The 23,707-nt window shown below is 70.3% G+C and carries 19 protein-coding genes; 6 read left to right on the top strand and 13 right to left on the bottom strand.

What is annotated here, in order from left to right; all coding sequences use genetic code 11:
• Positions 1 to 20: 20 nt before the first annotated feature.
• From acnA to dut, 4 genes are all read right to left on the bottom strand, one after another.
• Positions 21 to 2,837, bottom strand: coding sequence for an aconitate hydratase AcnA (gene acnA / locus ACVKXF_RS08260; RefSeq protein ID WP_456795427.1), 2,817 nt, complete (start codon positions 2,835 to 2,837; stop codon positions 21 to 23).
• Positions 2,838 to 2,965: 128 nt separating this feature from the next.
• On the bottom strand, positions 2,966 to 3,721 hold the full coding sequence (locus ACVKXF_RS08255; protein ID WP_123312763.1) for a DUF3159 domain-containing protein: 756 nt from the start codon (positions 3,719 to 3,721) through the stop codon (positions 2,966 to 2,968).
• 47 nt (positions 3,722 to 3,768) lie between these two features.
• Positions 3,769 to 4,398 carry a DUF3710 domain-containing protein gene (locus tag ACVKXF_RS08250; protein WP_123313130.1) on the bottom strand — a complete coding sequence of 210 codons (630 nt, stop codon included), beginning with the start codon at positions 4,396 to 4,398 and terminating at the stop codon, positions 3,769 to 3,771.
• A 119-nt stretch (positions 4,399 to 4,517) separates the two neighbouring features.
• On the bottom strand, positions 4,518 to 5,009 hold the full coding sequence (gene dut, locus ACVKXF_RS08245; RefSeq protein ID WP_340197706.1) for a dUTP diphosphatase: 492 nt from the start codon (positions 5,007 to 5,009) through the stop codon (positions 4,518 to 4,520).
• A gap of 66 nt (positions 5,010 to 5,075) precedes the next feature.
• On the opposite strand from dut, the gene ACVKXF_RS08240 reads away from it, so the two are divergent.
• Complete coding sequence (locus ACVKXF_RS08240) at positions 5,076 to 5,507, top strand: DUF3093 domain-containing protein (protein WP_456795426.1); 432 nt, start codon at positions 5,076 to 5,078, stop codon at positions 5,505 to 5,507.
• Positions 5,508 to 5,611: 104 nt separating this feature from the next.
• On the opposite strand, the gene ACVKXF_RS08235 is transcribed toward ACVKXF_RS08240, so the two are convergent.
• The gene (locus tag ACVKXF_RS08235) at positions 5,612 to 5,911 is read right to left on the bottom strand and encodes a DUF4193 domain-containing protein (RefSeq protein ID WP_031263038.1); all 300 of its coding nucleotides are present in this window, start codon (positions 5,909 to 5,911) and stop codon (positions 5,612 to 5,614) included.
• A gap of 266 nt (positions 5,912 to 6,177) precedes the next feature.
• Between ACVKXF_RS08235 and sepH the strand changes: the two genes are divergently transcribed.
• Complete coding sequence (sepH, locus tag ACVKXF_RS08230; RefSeq protein WP_456795425.1) at positions 6,178 to 7,212, top strand: septation protein SepH; 1,035 nt, start codon at positions 6,178 to 6,180, stop codon at positions 7,210 to 7,212.
• Positions 7,213 to 7,247: 35 nt separating this feature from the next.
• On the opposite strand, the gene ACVKXF_RS08225 is transcribed toward sepH, so the two are convergent.
• Positions 7,248 to 8,414: an alkaline phosphatase family protein gene (locus ACVKXF_RS08225; protein ID WP_340197703.1), complete on the bottom strand. Its 1,167-nt coding sequence runs from the start codon at positions 8,412 to 8,414 to the stop codon at positions 7,248 to 7,250.
• Positions 8,415 to 8,476: 62 nt separating this feature from the next.
• Between ACVKXF_RS08225 and ACVKXF_RS08220 the strand changes: the two genes are divergently transcribed.
• Entirely contained in the window at positions 8,477 to 10,963 is a 2,487-nt protein-coding gene (locus tag ACVKXF_RS08220) for a DNA gyrase/topoisomerase IV subunit A (protein WP_456795424.1), read from the top strand.
• A gap of 508 nt (positions 10,964 to 11,471) precedes the next feature.
• Here the strand turns inward: ACVKXF_RS08220 and ACVKXF_RS08215 are convergent.
• Positions 11,472 to 13,598 (bottom strand): DNA gyrase/topoisomerase IV subunit B, encoded by a 2,127-nt coding sequence (locus ACVKXF_RS08215; protein WP_456795423.1) that lies wholly within the window; start codon positions 13,596 to 13,598, stop codon positions 11,472 to 11,474.
• 168 nt (positions 13,599 to 13,766) lie between these two features.
• Here ACVKXF_RS08215 and ACVKXF_RS08210 point away from each other — a divergent pair, with 168 nt between their 5' ends.
• Positions 13,767 to 13,991 (top strand): DUF7455 domain-containing protein, encoded by a 225-nt coding sequence (locus ACVKXF_RS08210; RefSeq protein WP_071255055.1) that lies wholly within the window; start codon positions 13,767 to 13,769, stop codon positions 13,989 to 13,991.
• A 79-nt stretch (positions 13,992 to 14,070) separates the two neighbouring features.
• Here ACVKXF_RS08210 and ACVKXF_RS08205 read toward each other — a convergent pair whose 3' ends face one another.
• The 6 genes from ACVKXF_RS08205 to ACVKXF_RS08180 all read right to left on the bottom strand — a co-directional run bounded on the left by ACVKXF_RS08205 (position 14,071) and on the right by ACVKXF_RS08180 (position 20,537).
• Positions 14,071 to 14,529: a hypothetical protein gene (locus tag ACVKXF_RS08205; RefSeq protein ID WP_456795422.1), complete on the bottom strand. Its 459-nt coding sequence runs from the start codon at positions 14,527 to 14,529 to the stop codon at positions 14,071 to 14,073.
• A gap of 124 nt (positions 14,530 to 14,653) precedes the next feature.
• A complete protein-coding gene (locus ACVKXF_RS08200; protein ID WP_456795421.1) occupies positions 14,654 to 15,427 on the bottom strand; it encodes a type 1 glutamine amidotransferase in 774 nt (257 codons plus the stop codon).
• The gene (locus ACVKXF_RS08195; protein WP_340197699.1) at positions 15,424 to 16,683 is read right to left on the bottom strand and encodes a MurT ligase domain-containing protein; all 1,260 of its coding nucleotides are present in this window, start codon (positions 16,681 to 16,683) and stop codon (positions 15,424 to 15,426) included. The genes ACVKXF_RS08200 and ACVKXF_RS08195 overlap by 4 nt, the downstream gene beginning before the upstream one ends.
• 4 nt (positions 16,684 to 16,687) lie before the next feature.
• Positions 16,688 to 17,938 carry an RNA polymerase sigma factor gene (locus ACVKXF_RS08190; protein WP_123312773.1) on the bottom strand — a complete coding sequence of 417 codons (1,251 nt, stop codon included), beginning with the start codon at positions 17,936 to 17,938 and terminating at the stop codon, positions 16,688 to 16,690.
• A 193-nt stretch (positions 17,939 to 18,131) separates the two neighbouring features.
• Positions 18,132 to 19,451, bottom strand: a complete 1,320-nt coding sequence (locus ACVKXF_RS08185) for an MFS transporter (RefSeq protein ID WP_123312774.1) — start codon at positions 19,449 to 19,451, stop codon at positions 18,132 to 18,134.
• A gap of 156 nt (positions 19,452 to 19,607) precedes the next feature.
• Complete coding sequence (locus tag ACVKXF_RS08180; protein WP_123312775.1) at positions 19,608 to 20,537, bottom strand: proteasome assembly chaperone family protein; 930 nt, start codon at positions 20,535 to 20,537, stop codon at positions 19,608 to 19,610.
• 75 nt (positions 20,538 to 20,612) lie between these two features.
• On the opposite strand from ACVKXF_RS08180, the gene ACVKXF_RS08175 reads away from it, so the two are divergent.
• Both ACVKXF_RS08175 and lpdA read left to right on the top strand, forming a co-directional pair.
• A complete protein-coding gene (locus ACVKXF_RS08175; RefSeq protein WP_396291082.1) occupies positions 20,613 to 22,121 on the top strand; it encodes a leucyl aminopeptidase in 1,509 nt (502 codons plus the stop codon).
• Between the two features lie 154 nt (positions 22,122 to 22,275).
• A complete protein-coding gene (lpdA, locus tag ACVKXF_RS08170; RefSeq protein WP_111086393.1) occupies positions 22,276 to 23,649 on the top strand; it encodes a dihydrolipoyl dehydrogenase in 1,374 nt (457 codons plus the stop codon).
• Positions 23,650 to 23,707: the final 58 nt, after the last annotated feature.

Here is a 23,707-nt window from a genome sequence, read left to right as displayed (position 1 = left end):
GCGACCCGTGCTCACGTCGTTCAGACGAGCGAGCGGAGCACGTACTGCAGGATGCCGCCGTTGCGGTAGTAGTCGGCCTCACCCGGGGTGTCGATGCGGACGACCGCGTCGAACTCGACCGGCTGCTTGCCGGCGGGCGAGTGCTCGCTCGGCGTCGCGGTGACGTGCACGGTCTTCGGGGTGCGGCCCTCGTTCAGCTCGGTCAGGCCGGAGATCGAGACGACCTCGGTACCGTCGAGTCCGAGGGACTCGACCGTCTCGCCCGCCGGGAACTGCAGCGGGACGACACCCATGCCGATCAGGTTCGAGCGGTGGATCCGCTCGAAGCTCTCGGTGATGACGGCGCGGACGCCGAGCAGGTTCGTGCCCTTGGCCGCCCAGTCGCGCGACGAGCCCGAGCCGTACTCCTTGCCACCGAAGATGACGAGCGGGATGCCCTGTTCCTGGTAGTGCTGCGAGGCGTCGTAGATGAACGACTGCTCGCCGTCGGCGGTGGTGAAGTCGCGGGTGTAACCGCCCTCGACACCGTCCAGCAGCTGGTTGCGCAGGCGGATGTTCGCGAACGTGCCGCGGATCATCACCTCGTGGTTGCCACGACGGGAACCGTAGGAGTTGAAGTCCTTGCGGTCCACGCCGTGCTCCGCCAGGTACTTGCCGGCCGGGCTGTCCGCCTTGATCGAACCTGCGGGCGAGATGTGGTCGGTCGTGACCGAGTCACCGAGCTTCGCCAGCACGCGGGCGCCGGAGATGTCCGACACCGCGTCGGGCTGCATGGTCATGCCCTCGAAGTACGGGGGCTTCCGCACGTAGGTCGACTCCTGGTCCCACTCGAAGGTGTCGCCCATGGGGGTCGGCAGGTTCTTCCAGCGGTCGTCGCCCTCGAACACGGAGCCGTACTCGTGGGTGAACATCTCGGTGTCGATCGACTCGTCGATGACCTGCTGCACCTCGGCCGCGTCGGGCCAGATGTCCTGCAGGTAGACGTCGTTGCCGTCCTGGTCCTGCCCGAGGGCGTCCTTGTCGAAGTCGAAGTGCATCGACCCGGCGAGGGCGTAGGCGATGACCAGCGGCGGGGACGCCAGGTAGTTCATCTTGACGTCGGGGTTGATCCGACCCTCGAAGTTGCGGTTGCCGGAGAGCACCGCGGTGACGGCGAGGTCGTTGTCCTGCACGGCCTGCGAGATCTCGTCCGGCAGCGGGCCCGAGTTGCCGATGCAGGTGGTGCAGCCGTAGCCCACCGTGTAGAAGCCGAGCTGCTCGAGGTAGGTCGTGAGACCGGCCTTCTCGTAGTAGTCGGTGACGACCTTGGAACCGGGCGCGAGCGTCGTCTTGACCCAGGGCTTCGAGGTGAGGCCCTTGGCGGCGGCGTTCCGCGCGAGGATGCCGGCCGCCATCATGACGGACGGGTTCGACGTGTTCGTGCACGACGTGATCGCGGCGATCGCGACGGCGCCGTGGTCGATCGTGAACGGGTCGGCCCCGTCCATCGCGACCTTCGTCGGGGCCGAGGCCGTCGACGGGGCGCTCGACACGAAGACGTGCTCGTGCAGGTCGGTGTCCTCGTTGGTGGAGCCCGCGGCGATCGGGTCGGAGGCCGGGAAGGTCTCCTCCACCGCGTCGTCGAGGTCGGTCTGCTCGCTCGGGGTCGTGTAGTTGTTCAGGTCGACCTCGAACTGGCTCTTCGCGTTCGTCAGCTCGATGCGGTCCTGGGGACGCTTCGGACCGGAGATCGACGGCACGACCGTGGAGAGGTCGAGCTCCATGTACTCGGAGTAGTTCGGCTCCACCGAGGCGTCGTGCCAGAGGCCCTGGGCCTTGGAGTACGCCTCGACCAGGGCGATCTGCGCCTCGTCGCGACCGGTCAGGCGCAGGTAGTCGAGCGTGACGTCGTCGACCGGGAAGATCGCCGCCGTCGAACCGAACTCGGGCGACATGTTGCCGATGGTGGCGCGGTTCGCGAGCGGGACGGCACTGACGCCCTCGCCGTAGAACTCGACGAACTTGCCGACGACGCCGTGCTTGCGGAGCTCCTGCGTGATGGTGAGCACCACGTCGGTCGCGGTCACGCCGGCCGGGATCTCGCCGGAGAGCTTGAAGCCGACGACCTTCGGGATGAGCATCGACACGGGCTGGCCGAGCATCGCGGCCTCGGCCTCGATGCCGCCGACGCCCCAGCCGAGCACGCCGAGCCCGTTCACCATCGTGGTGTGCGAGTCGGTGCCGACGAGGGTGTCCGGGTAGGCGTACGTCTCCCCGTCGAAGTCGCGGGTGTAGGTGACCTTCGCCAGGTACTCGATGTTCACCTGGTGCACGATGCCGGTGCCCGGCGGGACGACCTTGAAGTCCTCGAACGCGGTCTGGCCCCAGCGGAGGAACTGGTAGCGCTCACCGTTCCGCTCGTACTCGAGGTCGGTGTTGCGCTGGAGTGCGTCCGTGCTGCCGAAGAGGTCGGCGATGACCGAGTGGTCGATGACCATCTCGGCCGGGGACAGCGGGTTGATCTTGTTCGGGTCGCCGCCGATGTCCGCCATGGCCTCGCGCATGGTGGCGAGGTCGACGATGCACGGCACACCCGTGAAGTCCTGCATCACGACGCGCGCCGGCGAGAACTGGATCTCGGTGTCCGGGTCGGCGTCGGGGCGCCAGGAGCCGAGCGCGCGGATCTGCGCCTCGGTGACGTTCTTGCCGTCCTCGGTGCGGAGGAGGTTCTCGAGCAGCACCTTGAGGCTGTACGGGAGCTTCTCGTGCCCGGGCACCGTGTCGATCCGGTGGATCGCGTAGTCGACACCCCCAACCGACAGTGTGTCCTTCGAGCCGAAGCTATTGACTGCAGCCACCGTGCCGCCTCCCTACTGATCGGTTTGCCCTCATCCTCGCGGGCCGTGGACCGTCCCACCAGCAAGGCAAACCTAATCCCGAGAACGCGTGCGCGCCCTGCGAGAACTATCTTGATGTCGAGACAACGCTACACCGTGGTGGCGGCGTCCCCTCGCACGAACACGGTCCGGACCAGCAGCCACGTGACCCAGAGCACGGCGGCGTAGAGCGGAACGCCGAGGATGAGCTTGAGGCCCGCCAGCAGCTCGACCTGGGCGGTGAGGTACAGCGGCACCTCGACGGCCAGGCGGAGCGCGAACAGCCCGACCCAGATCCAGGTGGCGACGGTCAGCACGCGGCGCTTGACCGGATCGGCGCGCCAGTCGACGTGCGAGCCGTCCTCGTTCGCCGGCAGCAGGAACCCGACGACCAGACCGATGAGCGGCCACCGCACGGCCAGCGAGACCAGGAGCCCGACCAGCCACACCGAGTTGATGACGATCCCCGGGATGAAGTTGCTCTCGGCACGCCCCGTGATGAGCGCGAGCCCGGCCGACACCGCGACGCCGAGGATGCCGGCGAAGGACATCGTCAGCGACTGCCGCTGCGCCAGGCGCAGTGCGACGAACACCAGACCGACCACCACGGGGATCACGACGCTCGGCACGAGCTCCTTCGTGATCGCGTAGACGACCAGGAACGCGAACCCGGGCAGCACCGACTCGGCCAGCCCACGGATCCCGCCGACCGCACCGAGCAGCGCACGGCCGGACGGTGCCTCGCCGGGAGCGACCCGGGCGATGCCGGCGTTCTGCACCGCGTCGCGGAACTGGGAGGAGAACGACGGCGCGACGGGCTCGGACCCGGCCGTCTCGGGTCGTGGGGTGTCGTCGTGTTCCGGCACCGTGCCTCCAGGCGGGTTCGTCGTCAGGTCGTCAGCCGGCCGCAGCGTCAGATCGCGGTCTGCGTCGACTTCGGCATGTGCAGCGGGATGAGGTCGCGCGGCGGCATCGGCGTCGTGCCGCGCACGACGACGACGCTGCGGAACAGCTCCTCGATCTCGCTCGCGTCGTCGGGCTGCTCGGCGGCCTTGCCGGCGATCACGCCACGCAGGAACCAGCGGGGGCCGTCGACGCCGACGAAGCGGGCCGGCCGGACACCGGCCGCGCCGCCGTCGCCGTCGACCGCGACGGGCACGGATGCACGGAGCTCGGGGCCGAACGGGCCGTCGACCTCGGTCACGACACCGCCCTGGCGCTCGATCTGCTCGGCGATCTGCGCGCGGATCTCGTGCCACAGGCCCGTCGAGCGGGGTGCGGCGAACGGCTGGACCTGGAGCGTCGAGTCGTCGTAGTCGAGCCCGACCGCGACGACGCGCTGCGAGCCCTCCTCCACCTCGAGGCGCAGGTGCAGCCCCTCGCGCGGCAGGACCTTCACGCCACCCAGGTCGACGTACGGACGGACCAGGTTCGCCTCGGTCTCGTCGTGCGGACCGTTCTCGGCGCGGTCCTCGGGCGCGGACTTGTCCGTGGGGGCCACCGCGTCGACCTCGTCGAGGTCCGCGTCGGCGTCCGTCGCGATGTCGACCTCGGGGGTCGTGTCCGCGATCTCGACCTCGTCGGCGACGGCCTCGGCCACCTCGACCTCGGCCACCTCGACCTCGGCCACCTCGCCCTCGTCACGCTTGCGTCGACCGAACTTCATGCGCGCGTTCCTTCCTGAACATCGTCGGCGGCACCGGTCACGGCGCCGCTCCGGTCACCGTAGCCCGACGAGCCGAAGCCACCCTGGCCCCGGACGCTGTCGGGCAGCTCCTCGACGTGCGTGTACGTCACCCGCGGGACGGGCATCACGATCAGCTGCGCGATGCGGTCACCGACGTGCACCTCGTACGGCTCGGACCGGTCGGTGTTGAGCAGTGCGACCTTGATCTCGCCGCGGTACCCGGAGTCGACCGTGCCCGGGCTGTTGACGATGCTGATGCCGTGCTTCGCGGCGAGGCCGCTGCGCGGGACCACGAACGCGGCGTACCCCTCGGGGAGCGCGATCCGCAGCCCCGTGGCTGCGAGGTGTCGCTCGCCCGGCTGCAGCACGAAGGACTCGGCCGAGACGAGGTCGGCACCCGCGTCGCCGGGGTGGGCGTGTCCGGGGCGGTTCTCCCCGGTCCAGAGGACGTCGACTGGTTCGGTCACGTGTCGAGGGTAGTGCAGAGACGTGACCCGACCGTGACCTGGCCTGAGTCGTGGTCGAATGGACTCGTGACCCTGTACCGCGAACGACTCTGGGCCCCGCCCGCCCTGTACCTGGCGACGGCGCTCGTCATCCCCGCCACCCTGCTCGTGTTCCTGCCCATCAGCGTGCTCGCCGGTGTGCTCGTGGCGATCGGCATGGAGCTCGGCGTGCTCGTGCTCCTGTGGGCACTCGCACCCACCATCGAGGTCACGGACAGCGAGTTCCGCGCCGGCAAGGCGCACCTGCCGCGCGCGCTCGTCGGCACGGTCGAGGCGTTCGAGGGCGCCGAGGCGACCACGCAGCGCGGTCCGAAGCTCGACGCCCGGGCGTGGACGCTGTTCCGCGGCTACGTGCGCGGGGTCGTCAAGGTCGAGGTGCGCGACGACGCCGACCCGACGCCCTACTGGCTGGTCAGCGTCCGACAGCCCGGCAAGGTGGTCGAGGCGCTGCGGTCCTGACGGTCCGCAGCGGGCGACCGGGAGGCCCGGCGCGCGTCCGCCCCGCACCGCACGAAGAAGGCCCCGCATCCGGGAGGATGCGGGGCCTTCGGTGATCGGTGCGTCTACAGCGCCGCGCATTCCGCGCAGACCGGCCCGAGCTTCGACTCGTGGTCGAGCTGGGAGCGGTGCTTCACGAGGAAGCACTCGACGCAGGTGAACTCATCGACCTGCGGGGGCAGCACCACGACGTCGAGGTCGACGTCGCTCAGGTCCTGCCCGGCGAGTTCGAAGCTGCCGGGGTTGTCCGAATCATCGTCGACGACCCCCGACATCTTGTCGGGAACGCGCTCCTTGAGGGCCTCGATCGACTCCGAATCGGAGTTGTCATCGGTCTTCCGGGGGGCGTCGTAATCGGTGGCCATGCCCATCCATTTCTCGTATCGAGAGGTCGTCGCCGGGTGATCGGCGGCGACAGTTTGCACGACGTCCCGCCAGAGTGCAAACCGAGATCTGCGGCGCGTCGTCACGGCCCTGCAACCCGTACCCCGTTCCGGACATTCCCGACACCCGTCGACGCTCGCCGCAGACTCCGCGGCACGCCCGTGCGCCTCCGTGGAAACCGTCCACGACCACTGCATACTCACGGGGTACGACGCACGACCGTACGCGACGCTGGGAAGGCTGGACCATGCAAGACGTGAGAGTCATCGGAGTCGAGGCAGGCGCACTCCTCCTGGCGACCGACGGCGGTACCGAGTTCCGGTTGCCCGTCACGTCCTCGCTGCCGGGGCAGGTCCGTCAGGCCAACCCCGACGCCGGGCCGCAGAAGCGGGTCTCCCCGAAGGACGTCCAGGCACGCATCCGTGGTGGTGCCGACGCCGCCGACGTCGCCGCCGCGCTCGACGTCGACGTCGAGTACGTCCGACGCTTCGAGGGTCCGGTGCTGGCCGAACGCGCGTTCGTGCTCGACGCCTCGCACCGCGTGCCGGTGACCCCGGTCGACGACGAGGCTCCGGACACCTTCGGCGCGGCGATCACCGCGAAGCTCGAGGCCGGCGAGGCCACCGCGATCAGCTGGGGCTCGTGGAAGCACCCGGAGAGCGGCTGGCAGGTCCGGGTCCGCTACACCGCGGCCGAGGTCGAGCACGACGCCCAGTGGCGCTTCGACCCGAAGACCTCGACGCTCGTGCCGGACAACGGCGACGCGCACCGGCTCTCGCACACCGACGACGAGGGCATCGCGCCCCGCCTGCGTGCCGTGGAGTACGAGCAGCAGGACGACGACGGCACCCGCTTCGACTCCGGCGCCTTCCGCGTCGAGGAAGAGGACGAGGCCGTCACGAACCCCGACGTCCCCGACCGCGCGCCGCTCCGCGCACCGCTGCCCCGCATCGGACAGGCGGCCGTCGAGGAGCGCGCACCCGGCAACGAGACCGCCGACCTGCTCGAGGCCCTCCGCCGACGCCGGGGCGAGCGCGAAGCCGCCTCGTTCGGCGAGCAGCGCGACGAGCCCGCCCGCGGCACCTCGATCAGCGTCGTCGACATCCCGCTGCAGGGGTTCGAGGACCAGCCCGAGAGCGACACCGCCCCGTCGTCGACCGACGCCCGCCCGGCATCGGCGCCCGAAGCCGAGGGACGTGCCGAGCGCAAGAAGCGCAACCGCCGGTCGATGCCGAGCTGGGACGAGATCGTCTTCGGCACCCGCCCGGAGGACCCGGCCTGATCCGCTCGGACTGATCCGCGGTAGCCGGCGACCGGCTACTGCGCGAACGCCCCGGCGAGCCGGAGCGGCACGAGGGTCTCCTCGTCGGTCATCGCACCGTGCTGTCCGATCATGCGCTTCGGGACCTCGCCGTCGCGCAGCGCCCGGTCGTCGTTGAACGCCCACGAGCCGCGTGCCACGACGATCACGTCGCCGATGCGCGGGACCACCTCCGGCGAGACCGCACCGAACCAGCCGGCGGCGATCGCCTCGTCACGGCTCGCGACGTACGCCTTCTTGCCGTAGCGCGCACGGAAGGCCCCGACGAGCCCGCGCACGTCGGTGCCCGGCGCCACCGTGAACTGGCGGCACCGGGGGTCGCCCGCCACCCCGACGACATCCGTCAGCAGCAGCGGGTCGACGGCGATGTTCGCGTGGTCCGGCACGTCGAGCACACCGTGGTCCGCTGTGACCAGGATGCCGACGTCGCGTGCACCACGGGCGTCGAGGCGGGCGAGTTCGCCGTCGAGCAGCTCGAGCGTCGCCGTCCACCGGTCGGACTGCCACCCGGACTTGTGTCCGATCGAGTCGAGCTCCGGCACGTACAGGTAGACGAGCGACCGGCCGGTGGCGGTCTCGGCCAGGGCGGCGTCGATGCGCTCCGGGATCGTGTCCGCTGCCACGTACCGCGCGCCACCGAGGACGTTCGCGGTCATGCCGGACGCCCGGTAGCGCTCCGGACCGACCACGACGGGGTCGACGCCGAGCTCCGCGGCCCGGGTGAACAGCGTCTCGACGAGGAACCAGTCCGCCGGCACCTCGGTGTCCCACCCGCCGAGCAGGTTCATCACCGCGCCGGTGTCCGGGTTCCAGCCGCTGTAGCCGACGACACCGTGCGTGCCGGGCGACCGTCCGGTCGTCAGCGTGCTCAGTGCCGCGGCCGTCGTGGTCGGGAACCCGCTGCGGAGCTTCTTCGCGGTGCCGGTGCCCTTCGCCGCGGTCAGCCAGCGGGCGTGGCCGGCGCGAGCCGACAGCGCGACCGAACCGAGGCCGTCGACCAGGACGACGATCGCGGAACGGGCGGGACGGAGGGCGATCCGGGCCTCCAGGCCGTTGGCACGCGACCACGCGTCGTCCGCAGCCCCGAGCGCCACGAGGCAACTCGGGAAGACGTCGGCGAGGTTCGCGGCGGCGTCGGGGGCCGTCGGTACGCTTGTTCCCATTCCACAGAGTCTTCCAGACGACCCCGGTCTTCCAGACGACTCCGGTCTCCCAGAAAGGTGCCATGGCACGCACGGACGCAGTCGGCCTGCCCGACGGTGAGCGCATCGAGGACGTCGACGTCTCCGAGGAGATGCAGGGCTCCTTCCTCGAGTACGCGTACTCCGTCATCTACTCGCGGGCGCTGCCCGATGCGCGTGACGGCCTGAAGCCCGTCCAGCGGCGCATCCTGTACCAGATGGCCGAGATGGGCCTGCGGCCGGACCGCGGGCACGTCAAGAGCGCCCGCGTCACCGGCGAGGTGATGGGCAAGCTGCACCCGCACGGCGACGGCGCGATCTACGACGCCCTGGTGCGGATGGCGCAGCCGTTCACCATGCGGGTGCCGCTGATCGACGGCCACGGCAACTTCGGCTCGCTCGACGACGGTCCCGCTGCCGCCCGGTACACCGAGGCACGCCTGGCCGAACCGTCGATGGCCATGACCGAGGGCCTCGGCGAGGACGTCGTCGACTTCGTCCCGAACTACGACAACCAGATCATGCAGCCCGGCGTGCTGCCGGCGGCGTTCCCGAACCTGCTCGTCAACGGCGCCTCGGGCATCGCGGTCGGCATGGCGACGAACATGGCGCCGCACAACCTGGGCGAGGTGGTCGAGGCCGCGAAGCACCTGCTCATGAACCCCCAGGCCACCCTCGAAGAGCTCATGGAGTTCGTGCCCGGCCCGGACATGCCCTCGGGCGGCACGATCGTCGGACTCTCCGGGGTCCGCGACGCCTACGCCACCGGGCGCGGCACGTTCCGCACACGCTCGAAGGTGAGCGTCGAGAACCTCACTCCGCGCAAGGTCGGACTCGTCGTCACCGAGCTGCCCTACCTGGTGGGCCCCGAGCGCGTCATCGAGAAGATCAAGGACGGCGTCCAGTCCAAGAAGCTCGTCGGCATCTCGGACGTCAACGACCTGACCGACCGCAACCACGGGCTCCGGCTCGTCATCGGCATCAAGAGCGGCTTCAACCCCACCGCGGTGCTCGAGCAGCTGTACAAGCACACTCCGCTCGAGGACGGCTTCGGCATCAACAACGTCGCGCTCGTCGGCGGATCGCCCCGCACGCTCGGGCTGCGCGAGCTGCTCGACGTCTACGTGCAGCACCGGCTGTCGGTCGTCACCCGGCGGTCCGAGTACCGGCTCGCGCGTCGTCGCGAGCGGTTGCACCTGGTCGAGGGACTGCTCATCGCGATCCTCGACATCGACGAGGTCATCCAGGTCATCCGCACCTCGGACGACTCCGAGGCGGCACGCAGCCGACTCCGCGACGTCTTCGACCTGTCCGAGGTGCAGGCCGAGTACATCCTCGAGCTGCGGCTCCGGCGCCTGACGAAGTTCTCGCGCATGGAGCTCGAGGCCGAGCGCGACCAGCTGCTCGCCGACATCGCCGCGCTCGAGGAGCTGCTGGCGTCCGACGAACGGCTGCGGGCCCAGGTGGCGCTCGAGCTCACCGAGGTGTCCGACAGGTTCGCCACCCCGCGCCGCACGCTGCTGACCGAAGCCGACGCACCCGTCAAGGGCGGTCGCAAGGCAGCCGTCGACCCGGAGTCGCTCCAGGTCGCCGACTCGCCGTGCCGTGTGCTGCTCTCGACCACCGGACGGCTCATCCGCGTCGACATCCCGACGTCGGAGCTCAGCATCGTCCGCGTGCCGAAGCGCTCCAAGCACGACGCCGTCCGGTCCGCCGTGGTGAGCACCGTCCGGGGCCAGGTCGGCGCGCTGACCTCCACCGGTCGGGTGCTGCGGCTCTCCCCCGTCGACGTCCCGGCGGTGCCGCCCGCAGCCGTCCGGCTCGACGCTGGCGTCCGGGTCACCGACTTCCTGGCGCTCACCAAGGGCGAGACGGTCGTCGCGCTCGTCGACCTGTCCGGCGCGTCGTCGGACGCACTCGCCATCGGTACCGCACAGGGTGTGGTCAAGCGCGTCGTGCCCGGCACCTGGCCCGACAAGCCGGAGTTCGTCGCCATCGGCCTGAAGCCCGGCGACACGGTGATCGGCGCCGCTCAGGCACCCGAGTCCGACGACCTGGTGTTCATCAGCTCGAACGCCCAGCTCCTGCGGTTCCCCGCGGCAGGCGTCCGCGCCCAGGGGCTCCCCGCCGGCGGTGTCGCGGGCATGGCGCTGGCCTCCGGCGCCTCGGTGATCTGGTTCGGGTCCGTCGCCCGCTCCGACGACGCCGTGGTCGCCACCGTGTCCACGACGTCGACTGCGCTGCCCGGCACGGACTCCGGGCGCGCCAAGGTCTCCGCGCTGTCCGAGTTCCCCGCCAAGGGCCGTGCGACCCAGGGCGTCCGGGCGCACGCGTTCCTGAAGGGCGAGGACGGGCTCACCGTGGGCTGGGCGGGCATCGCTCCCCCGCACGCGGTCGGCACGGACGGCGCGGCGCGGACCCTGCCGGACTGGCTGTCGAAGCGTGACGGGTCCGGTGCGCCGCTCGAGGCCGTCATCGGCTCGATCGGTGGCAGTGCCGCTGCGCTCGACGGCACCGCCGGCGACGCGTAGGCGGGCCGGGCGCTGCGCTACGCCCACCCTCCGCCGCGCTGCGCTGCGACCCCCGGCGCTGCGCTGCGCCCACCCTCCGCGAAAGCGACAGTGTCCCGCGAACAGTTCGCGGGACACTGTCGCGTTGGCGGCACGGACGGCGCAGGGTGGCGTCACAGTGTCGCTTCGGCGGCACCGAGACTCGGCCTGAGCGACATCATTCGCGGTCCGGCACCCGAGTTCAGTCGCCCACCGCGAGACTCGCTGGCCGGGAGGCGCGGGCCGGTCCCGTCTGGAGATCCCGCCCCACCGGCGCGAAAGCGACAGAAGTCCGCGAACAGTTCGCGGGGCACTGTCGCGTTGGCGGCACGGTCGGCGCAGGGTGGCGTCACGGTGTCGCTTCGGCGGCACCGAGACTCGGCCTGAGCGACATCATTCGCGGTCCGGCACCCGAGTTCGGTCGCCCACCGCGAGACTCGAGCCGGCTTCGCCGCGACTCGGGCCAGCAGCGGCACCGCGGCCCGGCGCGCTACGCGTCGATGCGGTCGCGGTCGAGGCCCTCGCCGGCCAGGATGAACTCCTTGCGCGGGGCGACGTCGTTGCCCATGAGCAGCTCGAACACCTTCGCCGCGCTCTCGGCGTGCGTGATGTTCACCCGCCGCAGGGTGCGGTGCGCTCGGTCCATCGTGGTCTCGGCGAGCTGGTCGGCGTCCATCTCCCCCAGGCCCTTGTACCGCTGGATCGGCTCCTGGTACTTCTTGCCGGTCTTCTCGAGCTTCTTCAGCACGGTCTGCAGTTCCTGCTCGGAGTACGTGTAGAGCGTGTCGTTGGGCTTGCCGCGGTTCACCACGACGACCCGGTGCAGCGGCGGAACGGCAGCGAAGACCCGGCCTTCCTCGATCATCGGTCGCATGTACCGGAAGAACAGCGTCAGCAGCAGCGTGCGGATGTGGGCGCCGTCGACGTCGGCGTCCGACATGATGATGACCTTGCCGTACCGCGCCTGGTCGATCTCGAACGTGCGACCGGAGCCGGCGCCGATGACCTGGATGATGGACGCGCACTCGACGTTCGACAGCATGTCCGAGACGGACGCCTTCTGCACGTTGAGGATCTTGCCGCGGATCGGCAGCAGCGCCTGGTACTCGCTGTTGCGTGCGAGCTTCGCGGTCCCGAGGGCCGAGTCGCCCTCGACGATGAAGAGCTCGGTGCCCTCGGTCTCCTGCGACCGGCAGTCCGCGAGCTTCGTCGGCAACGACGAGTTCTCGAGCGCGTTCTTCCGGCGCTGCGTCTCCTTGTGGGCGCGGGCGGAGATGCGGGTCTTCATCTCGGCGACGACCTTCTCGAGCAGGGTCGCTGCCTGGGCCTTCTCGGTGCGCTGCGTCGACGTCAGGATCTCGGTGATGCGCTTCGACACGACCTGGTCGACGATCTTCCGGACCGCCGGCGTACCGAGGATCTCCTTCGTCTGCCCCTCGAACTGCGGCTCGGGCAGTCGGACGGTCAGCACGGCGGTCATGCCGGCGAGCACGTCGTCCTTGTCGAGCTTGTCCTGCCCGACCTTGAGCTTGCGGGCGTTCGCCTCGACCTGCGCGCGGACGGCCTTGACCAACCCGGACTCGAAGCCGGCCTGGTGCGTGCCGCCCTTCGGCGTGGCGATGATGTTGACGAAGCTGCGGAACACGGTCTCGTAGCCGTCGCCCCACCGGAGGGCGAGGTCCACTTCGCAGGAGCGCTCGACCGCGGTGGAGACCATGTGGCCCTTGTCGTCGAGCATCGGGACGGTCTCGGTGAAGGTCCCGGTGCCCTGCACGCGCCAGACGTCCGTGACGGCGGTGTCGGTGGCGAGGTGCTCGACGAACTCGCCGATGCCGCCCTCGTAGCGGAAGCGCTCGACGACCGGACCGGCCTCGACGGCGGTGCCCGTCGCCTCGGCACGCGCGGCGGCGGCCTCGATCGAGGACACGCGCTCGTCGGTGATCGTGATGCCGAGTCCGGGGACGAGGAACGCCGTCTGCCGTGCGCGGGTGACCAGGTCGTCGGTGCTGAACCGCGCGTCGGCCGTGAAGATCTGCCGGTCCGCCCAGTAGCGGATGCGGGAACCGGTGACGCCCTTCTTGACCTTGCCGACGACCCGCAGCTCACTGCCCGATGTGAAGGGGCTGAACGGAGCGTCCGGACCGATCCCCTTCGTGTCGTCGAACGTGCCGGGCTCGCCGCGGTGGAAGGACATGGCGTAGGTCTTGCCGCCGCGGTCGACCTCGACGTCGAGGCGCTCGGACAGGGCGTTGACCACCGAGGCACCGACGCCGTGCAGCCCACCCGAGGCCGCGTACGACCCGGAGCCGAACTTGCCACCGGCGTGCAGCTTGGTGAACACGACCTCGACCCCGGTCAGGCCCGTCTTCGGTTCGACGTCCACCGGGATGCCACGAGCGGTGTCGCGGACCTCGACCGAGCCGTCGGCGTGCAGCACGACACCGATCTCGTCGCCGTGCCCCGCCAGGGCTTCGTCGACCGAGTTGTCGATGATCTCCCACAGGCAGTGCATGAGGCCGCGGGAGTCGGTCGAGCCGATGTACATCCCCGGACGCTTCCGGACCGCCTCGAGCCCTTCGAGGACGGAGAGATGGCGTGCGGAGTAGTCGGAGCTCACCGTCCGATGCTACCGAGCGGCACCGACACCCTCGGCGTGGACACTCGCACTGGGGACAACCGATCCGCGCTCAGCGAAACAGCGCTGCACAATGCATCGTTCTCAGGCATCACGTGTTGAAATGGTGCAACCACCCGGCACCACCTGCGATCCGTGAGGAGCACAGCAATGACCCAGACCGTGCAGGACCCCTCCATCGACGAAGTCAGCAACCACCAGCTGACCGCCGCCGACCGTTGCGACAGCTGCGGGGCGCAGGCCTACATCCGAGCCACCATGTCGAGCGGCGAACTGTTCTTCTGCGCCCACCACGGCGCCGAGTTCAAGGACAAGCTCGCGGCGACCGCCATCGAGTGGCACGACGAGAGCAGCCGACTCTACGAGTCGAAGTAGCGCGCGAAGGCGCGAGCACAGCAAGACGGGAGGCCCGGTGCCAGCTGGCACCGGGCCTCCCGTCTGTCTGTTGCCCGTCTCAGAACGCGCGGTTCAGCGCCCAGGCGGCGCCGCGGTAGCTGTTCGGCCCCCAGACACCGTCGATGGGGCCGCTGTAGCGGCCGTGGGCGGCCGCCCATCGCTGCAGTGCCCGGATGATCTCGGGGCTCTGCCAGTTGTGGAGGTCGCTTGCACGGAAGTACCCGCCCTTCGCGAGCTGCTCGGAGAGACCCGACCAAGAGTACGGCCCCATGACGCCGTCGATCGGCCCCTTGTAGCCGTAGTACCCTGCCATGCTGCCGAGGCACTGGAGCCGCTTGTAGAAGATCGTCCCCGGAACCCCGTCGAACTCGGTCGTGGTCGTCGGTACCGAACTGCAGGCATCACTGATGCGCGGCGTCGCGGCCTCGGCCGGAGCTGTCTGGACGACGGCCCCGGCAGTGGTCAGTGTCACGACGAGGGCGCCGACCACGGCGAGGACGGATTTGTTGTTGAGCATGAAGCCTCCTTTGTCGGCTTCCAACATTTCACATCCTGAACACGACCGGACGGGGTTGGCAATAGTTGCCACTTTTCGGAGACGATGAAGGCCGGGTCCCGTCGGGACCCGGCCTTCGTGAGCGTCACGCGATGCGCTTGAACGCCTTGTCGACGTAGCGGTCGACGGTCGCGCGCGCTTCGCGTGCGTAGCGGTCGATGGTCGCCGTCTGCTCCGGGTCCGGCGTGTACTCGCGGCCCAGCCGTGCGGCGGCTGCGGCGAGGACACCGTCGGTCAGCTGCGGGTTGAGCGGCAGGATCGGGCCCTGGGTGTGCGTGCCGAAGGACGTGCCGACGATCGCACCCTCGACCGGGGCGCCCGCCTGGTTGCCGCCGCCGGACACGACGTCGGCGAAGGGAGTGACCCCGGCCGCGAGCTCGATGCTGGTGGCGTGATCCTCGAAGCCGGCGAGACGCTTCGGCGCTCCGGGAAGCAGCGGGTAACGGGTCTCGAGCACGAAGTAGTTCACGCGCCGCTCGGCACCGCGGACGGCACGGGCGTCGAACACGCCGAACCCGGCGACCGGTGCACCCTCGGTGGGGACGACCTCGTTCGTCGACAGGTCGAACCCGCCGCCGACCGCGATGACCGGCACCCCGTTGCTGGCGAACGCGCGGAGCGGGGCACCGATGCGCGTGACGTCGGCGCCGAGGGACCGCATCGCGCTGAGCGGCCCGTTGCCGATCACGACGACGTCGGCCGCCGTGGGGAGCTCGTCGCCGGGCGCGTACTCGAGCACCTCGGTGTCGAGGCCGGCTGCAGCGGCACGGCGCACGAGGGCCGCGACGTTGCCACGGTCGCCCGAGACGCCCATCTGCCGGGGGTAGACGTGCAGGATGGTCAGCCGGTCGGCCGTCATGCGGTCTTCTCCATGTCCGGGTGGCCGAGGGCCTTGCGGGCGATCATCATGATCTCGTAGTTGACGATGAAGTTCTTCGTCCCGCTGGTCGTCGACCCGAGCTGCTCCATGTGCTTGATCGCGGCCTCGACGTCGGGTTCGACCCGACCGATGCGGACACCGGCGTGCTCGAGGGCGATCGCGATCTGCCAGGCCTTGTCACCGGAGACGACGTCCACGTGGTCGAGCTTCGAGAAGTCGATGTCGTAGATCCAGGAGATGTCCGGCGTGCCCTCGTCGATCGCCATGAGGACCTGCTCGGGGCGGTCCGGCAGCGCGTCGAGGTTGAGCTGGAGGCTCGCGGCGTTCTTGAACATCGTGAACTCGGCGGACTCGCCCGCGATCGGGAGTCGTTCCCCACGGCCGTAGGCGGGCTTCATCGTGCCGAAGGCCTTCGTCACGGCGTCGGCGCGGAACTGGGTGCCGAGTGCCGCGCTGGCCGTGGCCGTGGCCGCGGCGGCGTCGACCGCGTAGTGCAGGCCGCGGGCCGGCAACCGGACCGGGATCTCGGCGCCGTCGAAGCGGATCGTCGCACCGTCACCGGTGTTCACGACGACCTCGGCCTCGGCGGCGTTCGGCTGAGCGTCCTGCCGGTCGAAGTCGTCGGCGTTCTGCAGGCCGTTCGGCGCCGCGGCGACGACCTCGGCGCTCGCACCGAAACGCAGGACGCGCTGGCCGGTCCGTGCCACGTAGGCGTCGAGGAACTGGTCGTCGCGGTTCGTGATGACGTTCGCCGTCGACAGTGCCGCGGTGTCGAGCATCATGTCGGCGACGCGTTCGGTCTCGAAGAACCGGTACAGCTGGTCGACCTGCACGTTGAGCATCGTCACCGTGGACGGCGACAGGATGCCGGCGAGTTCGACCGCGAAGGCCTCGTCGACCTCGAGGATGCCGATGTCCGCCTTCAGGCGACCGGTCAGCGAGACCTCGGACAGCAGCGCCGACGCGATGCCCTGCGGCAGGTTCGCGCCCGAGGGGTTGGTGAAGACACGGAGCCCGTGCGCCCGGACGATGTCCGAGATCATGTGCGTCGTCGTCGACTTGCCGTTCGACCCGAGCACGAAGACGACACCGTTGGGGAACTGCTTCGTCACGTGCTGCAGGAAGTCGGGCACGAGCTTGAGCACGATGAAGCCGGGGTACGCGGATCCCCCGCCCCGCGCTCGCGCGAGGGCACGGAGGATCCGCCCGATCAGGATCGGGATGAAGAACCGCATCGGCCTACTCGAGGTAGTCGCGCAGCGACTGCGACCGCGACGGGTGGCGGAGCTTCGCCATCGTCTTGGACTCGATCTGGCGGATGCGCTCACGCGTCACACCGAACGTGTCACCGATCTGGTCGAGGGTCTTCGGCTGGCCGTCACCGAGGCCGAAGCGCATGCGGATGACGCCCGCCTCGCGCTCGGACAGGGAGTCGAGCAGGCTCTCGAGCTGCTTCTGCAGCATCGTGAAGCCCACGGCGTCGGCCGGCACGACCGCCTCGGTGTCCTCGATGAGGTCACCGAACTCGGAGTCGCCGTCCTCGCCCAGGGGCGTGTGCAGGGAGATCGGCTCGCGGCCGTACTTCTGTACCTCGACGACCTTCTCCGGGGTCATGTCGAGCTCGCGGGCCAGCTCTTCCGGAGTGGGTTCGCGACCGAGGTCCTGCAGCATCTGGCGCTGGACGCGGGCGAGCTTGTTGATGACCTCGACCATGTGCACCGGGATGCGGATGGTCCGGGCCTGGTCGGCCATGGCGCGGGTGATCGCCTGGCGGATCCACCACGTCGCGTAGGTCGAGAACTTGAAGCCCTTGGTGTAGTCGAACTTCTCGACCGCACGGATGAGGCCCAGGTTGCCCTCCTGGATGAGGTCCAGGAACTGCATGCCACGGCCGGTGTAGCGCTTGGCGAGCGAGACCACGAGGCGGAGGTTCGCGCCCAGCAGGTGCGACTTCGCACGCTGACCGTCGCGGGCGACCCAGCGCAGCTCGCGCTCGGCCGGCTTGGTGAGGCCGGTCGAGTGCTGCAGCTTGTCCTCGGCGAACAGGCCGGCCTCGATGCGCATCGCGAGCTCGACCTCCTGCTCGGCGTTGAGCAGGGCGACCTTGCCGATCTGCTTGAGGTAGTCCTTCACCGGGTCGGCGGTCGCGCCCGTGATGGTCGTGGAGTAGACCGGCGCCTCGTCGTCGTCGGTCTGCGAGATGACGAGTGCGCCGGCAGCGACCGCAGCGGCGGCGTCGGGCTTGATCGCCTTGTCGTCGGTTTCCTCGACGTCCTCGGTCGGCTCGTCGGTGGCTTCGTTCGCCTCGTCGACGGGGTCGACCTTCTTCGCCTTCGGGGCGGCCTTCTTGGCCGGGGCCTTCTTGGCGGGGGCCTTGGTGGCGCGCTTCTTCGGCGCGTCGGTTCCCTCGGTGTCCGTGGCGTCCTCTGCCACAGCACCTTCGGGCTGAGTGTCCTTCGTGGGATCGATCGTCGTGCTCCGGGCAGCCATGCGATCACCTCTCTCGTCGTGCCACGTTCGTGGGGTCGTGGCCTCCCTCGCCGCCCAGGGCCCGAGCCGCAGTCCCCCGCGTCGTCGAGTCCTACCGTTCCGGGCAGCACTAAGACCCATGTCAAGTCCCCCGTGTCGATCGGCGCTCCGAAGTGCTCCGACAGGAAGGGGGTCCTGAGTGGGTCCGTGATCATTATTGCACGTGCCGCTTCCGCAGGCGCGCAACGAGTGCAACCCAGAGCGGTCCGACGCGTATTCCCTCCTCCGCGTGGAGCACTCGCCGTGTCCGGCGCCGAGCGTGCAGGAGCATCGCGACGCCGAACCCGACCACCAGGTACTGCACCGTGAGGGCCACCCGGAAGTTGTCCCAGGCAAAGACGGTCTCGCCGGTGACGCGGGACATCACGTCGAGCAGCAGCCCGATCAGGTACATCATCACGAACGCCGCCAGGAAGCCGCCGACGTTGACGACACCGTTCGCGGACCCCAGGGAACCGACCGGGTTGAACGTCCGGGCGAAGTCGAACCCGATCAGCGAACCGGGGCCGCCGATCCCCATCGCGACGACGAGCAGCACGAGCAGCCAGGTGGGCGGGTGGCCGGGCCAGAGCAGGATGGCGGTCCACACCACGGCGAGCAGCACGACGACCCCGAGCACGAGGTTCGAGCGGCGCATCGGGAACCGCGCGCACAACAGGCCCAGCACCGGTCCGGCGACGAAGCCCACGGCGACGATGATCGTCAGGAAGCCGGCGGCCTCGGCCGGGCTGTAGCCGAGTCCACGGAGCATCGGGACGCCCCACAGCAGCGAGAACACCGTGCCGGAGGACTGCGTCACGTAGTGCGACCAGAAGCCGAGCTGCGTGCCGGGACGCCGCAGCGCGTGCCCGAAGGTCCGGAAGGCGGCGCCCCACGAGTGCGGCAGCGGGATCGTGCCGGTCCGGACGACGACCGGGCCGTTCCGGACGAAGACGAAGGCCAGGACGAGCCCGACGGCGCTCACCGCGGCGGCGACCCCGAACGCGGGAGTCCACCCTGCGGCGTGCAGGAGCACCGCGAACGGGAACGCCGACAGGATCTGGCCGATCTGCCCGAGGTTGCCCGTCCACTGCGAGATCTGCGGCAGGATCCGGCCGCTGAACCACATCGGCACCAGACGGATCACCGAGATGAAGGTCATCGCGTCGCCGGCACCCACGAGCACGCGTCCCGCGATCGCCGGGCCGATCGTCGGCGAGAAGGCCACCACGGCCTGCCCGACCACGAGCAACGCGGCGCCGAGCAGGACGAGCTTGCGCGGCCCCACCCGGTCGAGCGCGACACCCACCGGGATCTGGAGTCCGGCGTACACGGCGATCTGCACGACCGCGAGTGTGGAGAGCACCGCCGCCGACACGGCGAACCGGTCCTGCGCGTCGACGCCGGACACCCCGAGCGAGGACCGCTGGACGACCGCGAGGACGTAGGCGAGCACCGCGATGCCCCAGACGAGGAAGGCGCGACGGGAGTTCACCCCGACAGGTTACCGATCCGGCGGAGCCGGATACGCGACGGCTGTCGTCGAGGCTCGCGACGCTCTGGTCACGACCGGACGACGGACGGGAGGCGCGGTGCGGGCCCGCCACGGGCCTCCCGGCCGCCGTTCCGGACCGTCCAGGGCCCGACCCGGCTACTCGCCGCCGTCACCCTGGGTGCGACGATCCGCCAGGAAGCGCTCGAGCTCGGCCGCGATCGCGTCCGCGGTCGGCACCTCGCCGTCGACGTCCGTGAGCGGCGACGCGACCGGGTTGCCCTCCATGTACGTGTCGTGCCGCTCCTCGAGCACACCGACGAGCCGCTGCAGCTCGGCGTTGCCGGCGACCTGCTCCTCGACCCGGGTGAGGAACTCGCGACCCGCTTCGCGCAGGGCGTCCGTCGGGAAGATGAGGCCGGTGGCCGCGGCGATGCCGGACAGTGCGGCGACGGCCGCGTCGGGGAACTCGGTGTCCGACAGGTAGTGCGGCACGAGGAGGACCAGGCCGGTGACCTGCGATCCGGTGGACGCGAGCCGGTGCTCGACCAGGTGCAGGACGTTGGCCGGCGCCTGGGTCTCGGGCTTCCAGACGCTCATCTGCTCCACGAGGTCGGCACGGGTGCCGGAGACGGTCAGGCTGATCGGCCGGGTGTGCGGAACGGGCATCGGGATCGACTGCACCCAGGTGGTGTCCGCGACCTGGAGCCGGGCGGCGAGGCCGGTGACGGCGTCCACGAACCGGTTCCACTGGAAGTCCGGCTCGTACCCGGACAGGAAGAGGAACGGCTGGCCGATCTCGTCGCGCACCAGGTGCAGCGCCAGGCGGGGCGGCTCGACGGCGGCGATGTGGTCGTGCTCGAAGGTGATGACCGGCCGTCGGGCGCGCCAGTCGAGCAGGACGTCGGGGTCGAACTCGGCGACGAGCTGAGTGTCGAGGTCCTCGAGCACGGACGTCGTCACCTGGGCCACGGCCGAGCCGGCATCGGCGAAACCGGTGAGCCCGGCGACCAGGTGCAGTCCGGCCGGGACGGTCGGGGCGGCCTCGTCGAACGTGTAGAGCTCCTCGGGGTGGTTCACCGTCCCCATGCTAGGCGGGGCCACCGACGCACCCGCGTGGGACGGCCACGCCGACAGCGAACAGCGCGCGGATAGGGTTGGCGCATGGTCCGACCGACGCTCTCCACCACCAGTTCCGCCCCCGAGACCACCACCGCCGACGTGCTCGTCGTCGGGGTCCGCCCCGGGTCGTCCACCGACGCCGCGCCGTCCGGCGACACCGCTGCCGGCGCGTCCCTCGCGCCGAGCGCCGCCGGTGTCGTCGAGGCACTCGCCGGGCTCGACCTCGCGGCGATCGGCGTCACGGGCGCCAAGGACCAGCTCGTCCGCCTGCCCGGCACCGGCGTGGCCGCGTCCTCGATCGCACTCATCGGTCTCGGGTCGGCCACCGGCGTCGCGGCGATCCGTGCCGCCGCCGGCAGCGCCGTCCGCCAGCTCCCGCAGGTCGCCTCGATCACCCTGGCCCTGCCGACCGACTCGGCCGAGCTCGTCGACGCCGCACTCGAGGGCGCCGCGCTCGGCGCCTACGCCTTCACCCGCCACAAGGGCGCCGGCACGACCACGCCGACGCGGGGTGACCAGCGCATCGAGGTCGTCGCGCCCGCCGACGTCGCCGCCGACGCAGCAGTCCGGCCCGCCATCGTCGCCGACGCCGCGTCCCTCGTCCGCGACCTGGTCAACACCGCCGCCGGCGACCTCGGGCCGCAGGACGTCGCCGACGTGGCGACCGGCCTCGCCGCGGACCTGCCGCTCACGGTCGAGGTCCTCGACGAGCAGGCGCTCGAGGAGCAGGGCTTCGGCGGCATCCTCGGTGTCGGCCGCGGTTCGGCCCGTCCCCCGCGCCTGGTCGTCGTCCGCTACGCGCCGGAGTCCGCCACGAAGCACCTCGCCCTCGTCGGCAAGGGCATCACGTTCGACTCGGGCGGGCTCTCGCTCAAGCCGGCGGCGTCGATGCTCGGCATGAAGACCGACATGACCGGCGCCGCCACCGTGCTCGCCGCGACCGTCGCCGCCGCGCGCCTCGGCCTCGACGTGCGCGTCACCGCCTGGCTCGCGCTCGCCGAGAACATGCCGTCGGGCACGGCGACCCGCCCGGGAGACGTCCTCACGCTGAAGAACGGCAAGACGGTCGAGGTCACGAACACCGATGCCGAGGGCCGCCTGGTGCTCGGTGACGGCATGGCCGCCGCCTCGCTCGAGACGCCCGACGCGATCGTCGACGTGGCCACCCTGACCGGCGCGCAGGTCGTCGCACTCGGCGACCGCACGACGGGCCTGATGGGCAGCGACGACCTCGTCGCGAAGGTCCGCGCCGTGGCCGAGGGCGTGTCGGAGCCGATCTGGCCGATGCCCCTGCCCGAGGAACTCGACGCGCGGCTCGCCAGCGACGTCGCCGACATGGTCAACGCCACGGTCGGCAACCCGGCCGGCGGCATGCTGCTCGCCGGCAAGTTCCTGGAGCGCTTCGTCGGCGAGGGCATCCCGTGGGCGCACCTCGACATCGCCGGCCCGTCCGAGCACAAGGGCGGCGGCTACGGGTGGCTCGGGAAGGGCGCGACGGGTGTGATGGTCCGCACGCTCATCGCACTCGCAGAAGACCTCCAGTCCGAGTAGTAGGTTTGGTACCGGTGGGACGGGGCATCGACGCGCCTCCCACCGGTACTGCACGGGACGGGACCGGAACCACGCGGTCCGACCGTCGGACGCCGCCCCCGCGGTGTCCACGTAGGGCCCGATCGGCCCGACACGCACGAGGGAGTTGCACCAGGTGACGGAACAGACTTACGACGTCGTGGTCCTCGGTGGCGGGAGCGGTGGCTACGCCGCTGCGCTCCGGGCCGCCGAACTCGGCATGAGCGTCGCGCTCATCGAGGGCGACAAGCTCGGAGGGACGTGCCTACACCGTGGCTGCATCCCCACCAAGGCGCTGCTGCACGCGGCCGAGGTCGCCGACGCGACCCGCGACGCCGAGAAGTACGGCGTGATCGCGGAGTTCGCCGGTGTCGAGGTCCCGAAGGTCATCGAGTACCAGCAGGGCGTCATCACCTCGAAGTACAAGGGCCTGCAGGGCCTCATCAAGGCCCGCGGCATCACCGTCGTCGAGGGCTGGGGTCGACTCACCTCGCAGAACACCGTGCAGGTCGGCGACCAGAACATCGTCGGCAAGAACGTGGTGCTCGCGACCGGCTCCTACTCGAAGTCCCTGCCCGGACTCGAGATCGGCGGGCGTGTCATCACGTCCGAGACCGCGCTGCGCATGGACTACGTGCCGAACAAGGTCGTCATCCTGGGTGGTGGCGTCATCGGCGTCGAGTTCGCCAGTGTCTGGAAGTCCTTCGGTGCCGAGGTCACGATCGTCGAGGCGCTCCCCCACCTCGTCCCCGCCGAGGACGAGTCCATGTCGAAGCAGCTCGAGCGCGCCTTCCGCAAGCGCGGCATCGAGTTCTCGCTGGGTGTCCGGTTCCAGGGCGTCGAGCAGCACGAGAACGGCGTCGTCGTCACGCTCGAGGACGGCAAGACCTTCGACGGCGACGTCCTGCTGGTCGCCGTCGGTCGTGGCCCGGTCACGCAGAACGTCGGCTTCGACGAGGTCGGCGTCGCCATGGACCGCGGCTTCGTCACCACGAACGAGCGCCTCGCCACCAACCTGCCGAACGTCTACGCGGTCGGCGACATCGTCCCCGGCCTGCAGCTCGCGCACCGCGGCTTCCAGCAGGGCATCTTCGTCGCCGAGGAGATCGCCGGGCTCAACCCGGTGGTCATCGAGGACAAGAACATCCCGAAGATCACGTACTCCGACCCCGAGGTCGCCTCCGTCGGCCTGTCGCAGGCGAAGGCCGAGGCCGAGTACGGCGCCGACAAGGTGGACTCGTACGAGTACAACCTGGCCGGCAACGGCAAGAGCCACATCATCGGCACGTCCGGTTCGGTCAAGGTCGTCCGCGTCGTCGACGGCCCCGTCGTCGGCGTCAGCATGATCGGCGCCCGCGTCGGCGAGCTCATCGGCGAAGCGCAGCTCGCCGTGAACTGGGAGGCGTACCCGGAGGACATCGCTCCGCTCGTCCACGCCCACCCGACGCAGAACGAGGCCCTGGGCGAGGCGTTCATGCACCTCGCGGGCAAGCCGCTGCACGCGCTGTGACCCGCACGAGTCCGCGCCCTGTGACAATGACATCAACAACAACTGCAACCCCCCGCGA

The sequence above is a fragment of the Curtobacterium sp. PvP017 genome, from assembly GCF_054060195.1.
Note: the sequence above shows the minus strand (reverse complement) of the source record. Positions and strands in the feature narration are given on the sequence as shown.

Coding starts and splice junctions, on each gene's coding strand:
- ACVKXF_RS08200 (WP_456795421.1), bottom strand. CDS start 15,427: ATGACGGCCGACCGGCTGACCATCCTGCACGTCTACCCCCGGCAGATG.
- ACVKXF_RS08205 (WP_456795422.1), bottom strand. CDS start 14,529: ATGCTCAACAACAAATCCGTCCTCGCCGTGGTCGGCGCCCTCGTCGTG.
- ACVKXF_RS08180 (WP_123312775.1), bottom strand. CDS start 20,537: ATGGGGACGGTGAACCACCCCGAGGAGCTCTACACGTTCGACGAGGCC.
- ACVKXF_RS08235 (WP_031263038.1), bottom strand. CDS start 5,911: ATGGCCACCGATTACGACGCCCCCCGGAAGACCGATGACAACTCCGAT.
- ACVKXF_RS08225 (WP_340197703.1), bottom strand. CDS start 8,414: ATGGGAACAAGCGTACCGACGGCCCCCGACGCCGCCGCGAACCTCGCC.
- ACVKXF_RS08195 (WP_340197699.1), bottom strand. CDS start 16,683: ATGCGGTTCTTCATCCCGATCCTGATCGGGCGGATCCTCCGTGCCCTC.
- ACVKXF_RS08190 (WP_123312773.1), bottom strand. CDS start 17,938: ATGGCTGCCCGGAGCACGACGATCGATCCCACGAAGGACACTCAGCCC.
- ACVKXF_RS08175 (WP_396291082.1), top strand. CDS start 20,613: ATGGTCCGACCGACGCTCTCCACCACCAGTTCCGCCCCCGAGACCACC.
- ACVKXF_RS08220 (WP_456795424.1), top strand. CDS start 8,477: ATGGCACGCACGGACGCAGTCGGCCTGCCCGACGGTGAGCGCATCGAG.
- sepH (WP_456795425.1), top strand. CDS start 6,178: ATGCAAGACGTGAGAGTCATCGGAGTCGAGGCAGGCGCACTCCTCCTG.
- ACVKXF_RS08210 (WP_071255055.1), top strand. CDS start 13,767: ATGACCCAGACCGTGCAGGACCCCTCCATCGACGAAGTCAGCAACCAC.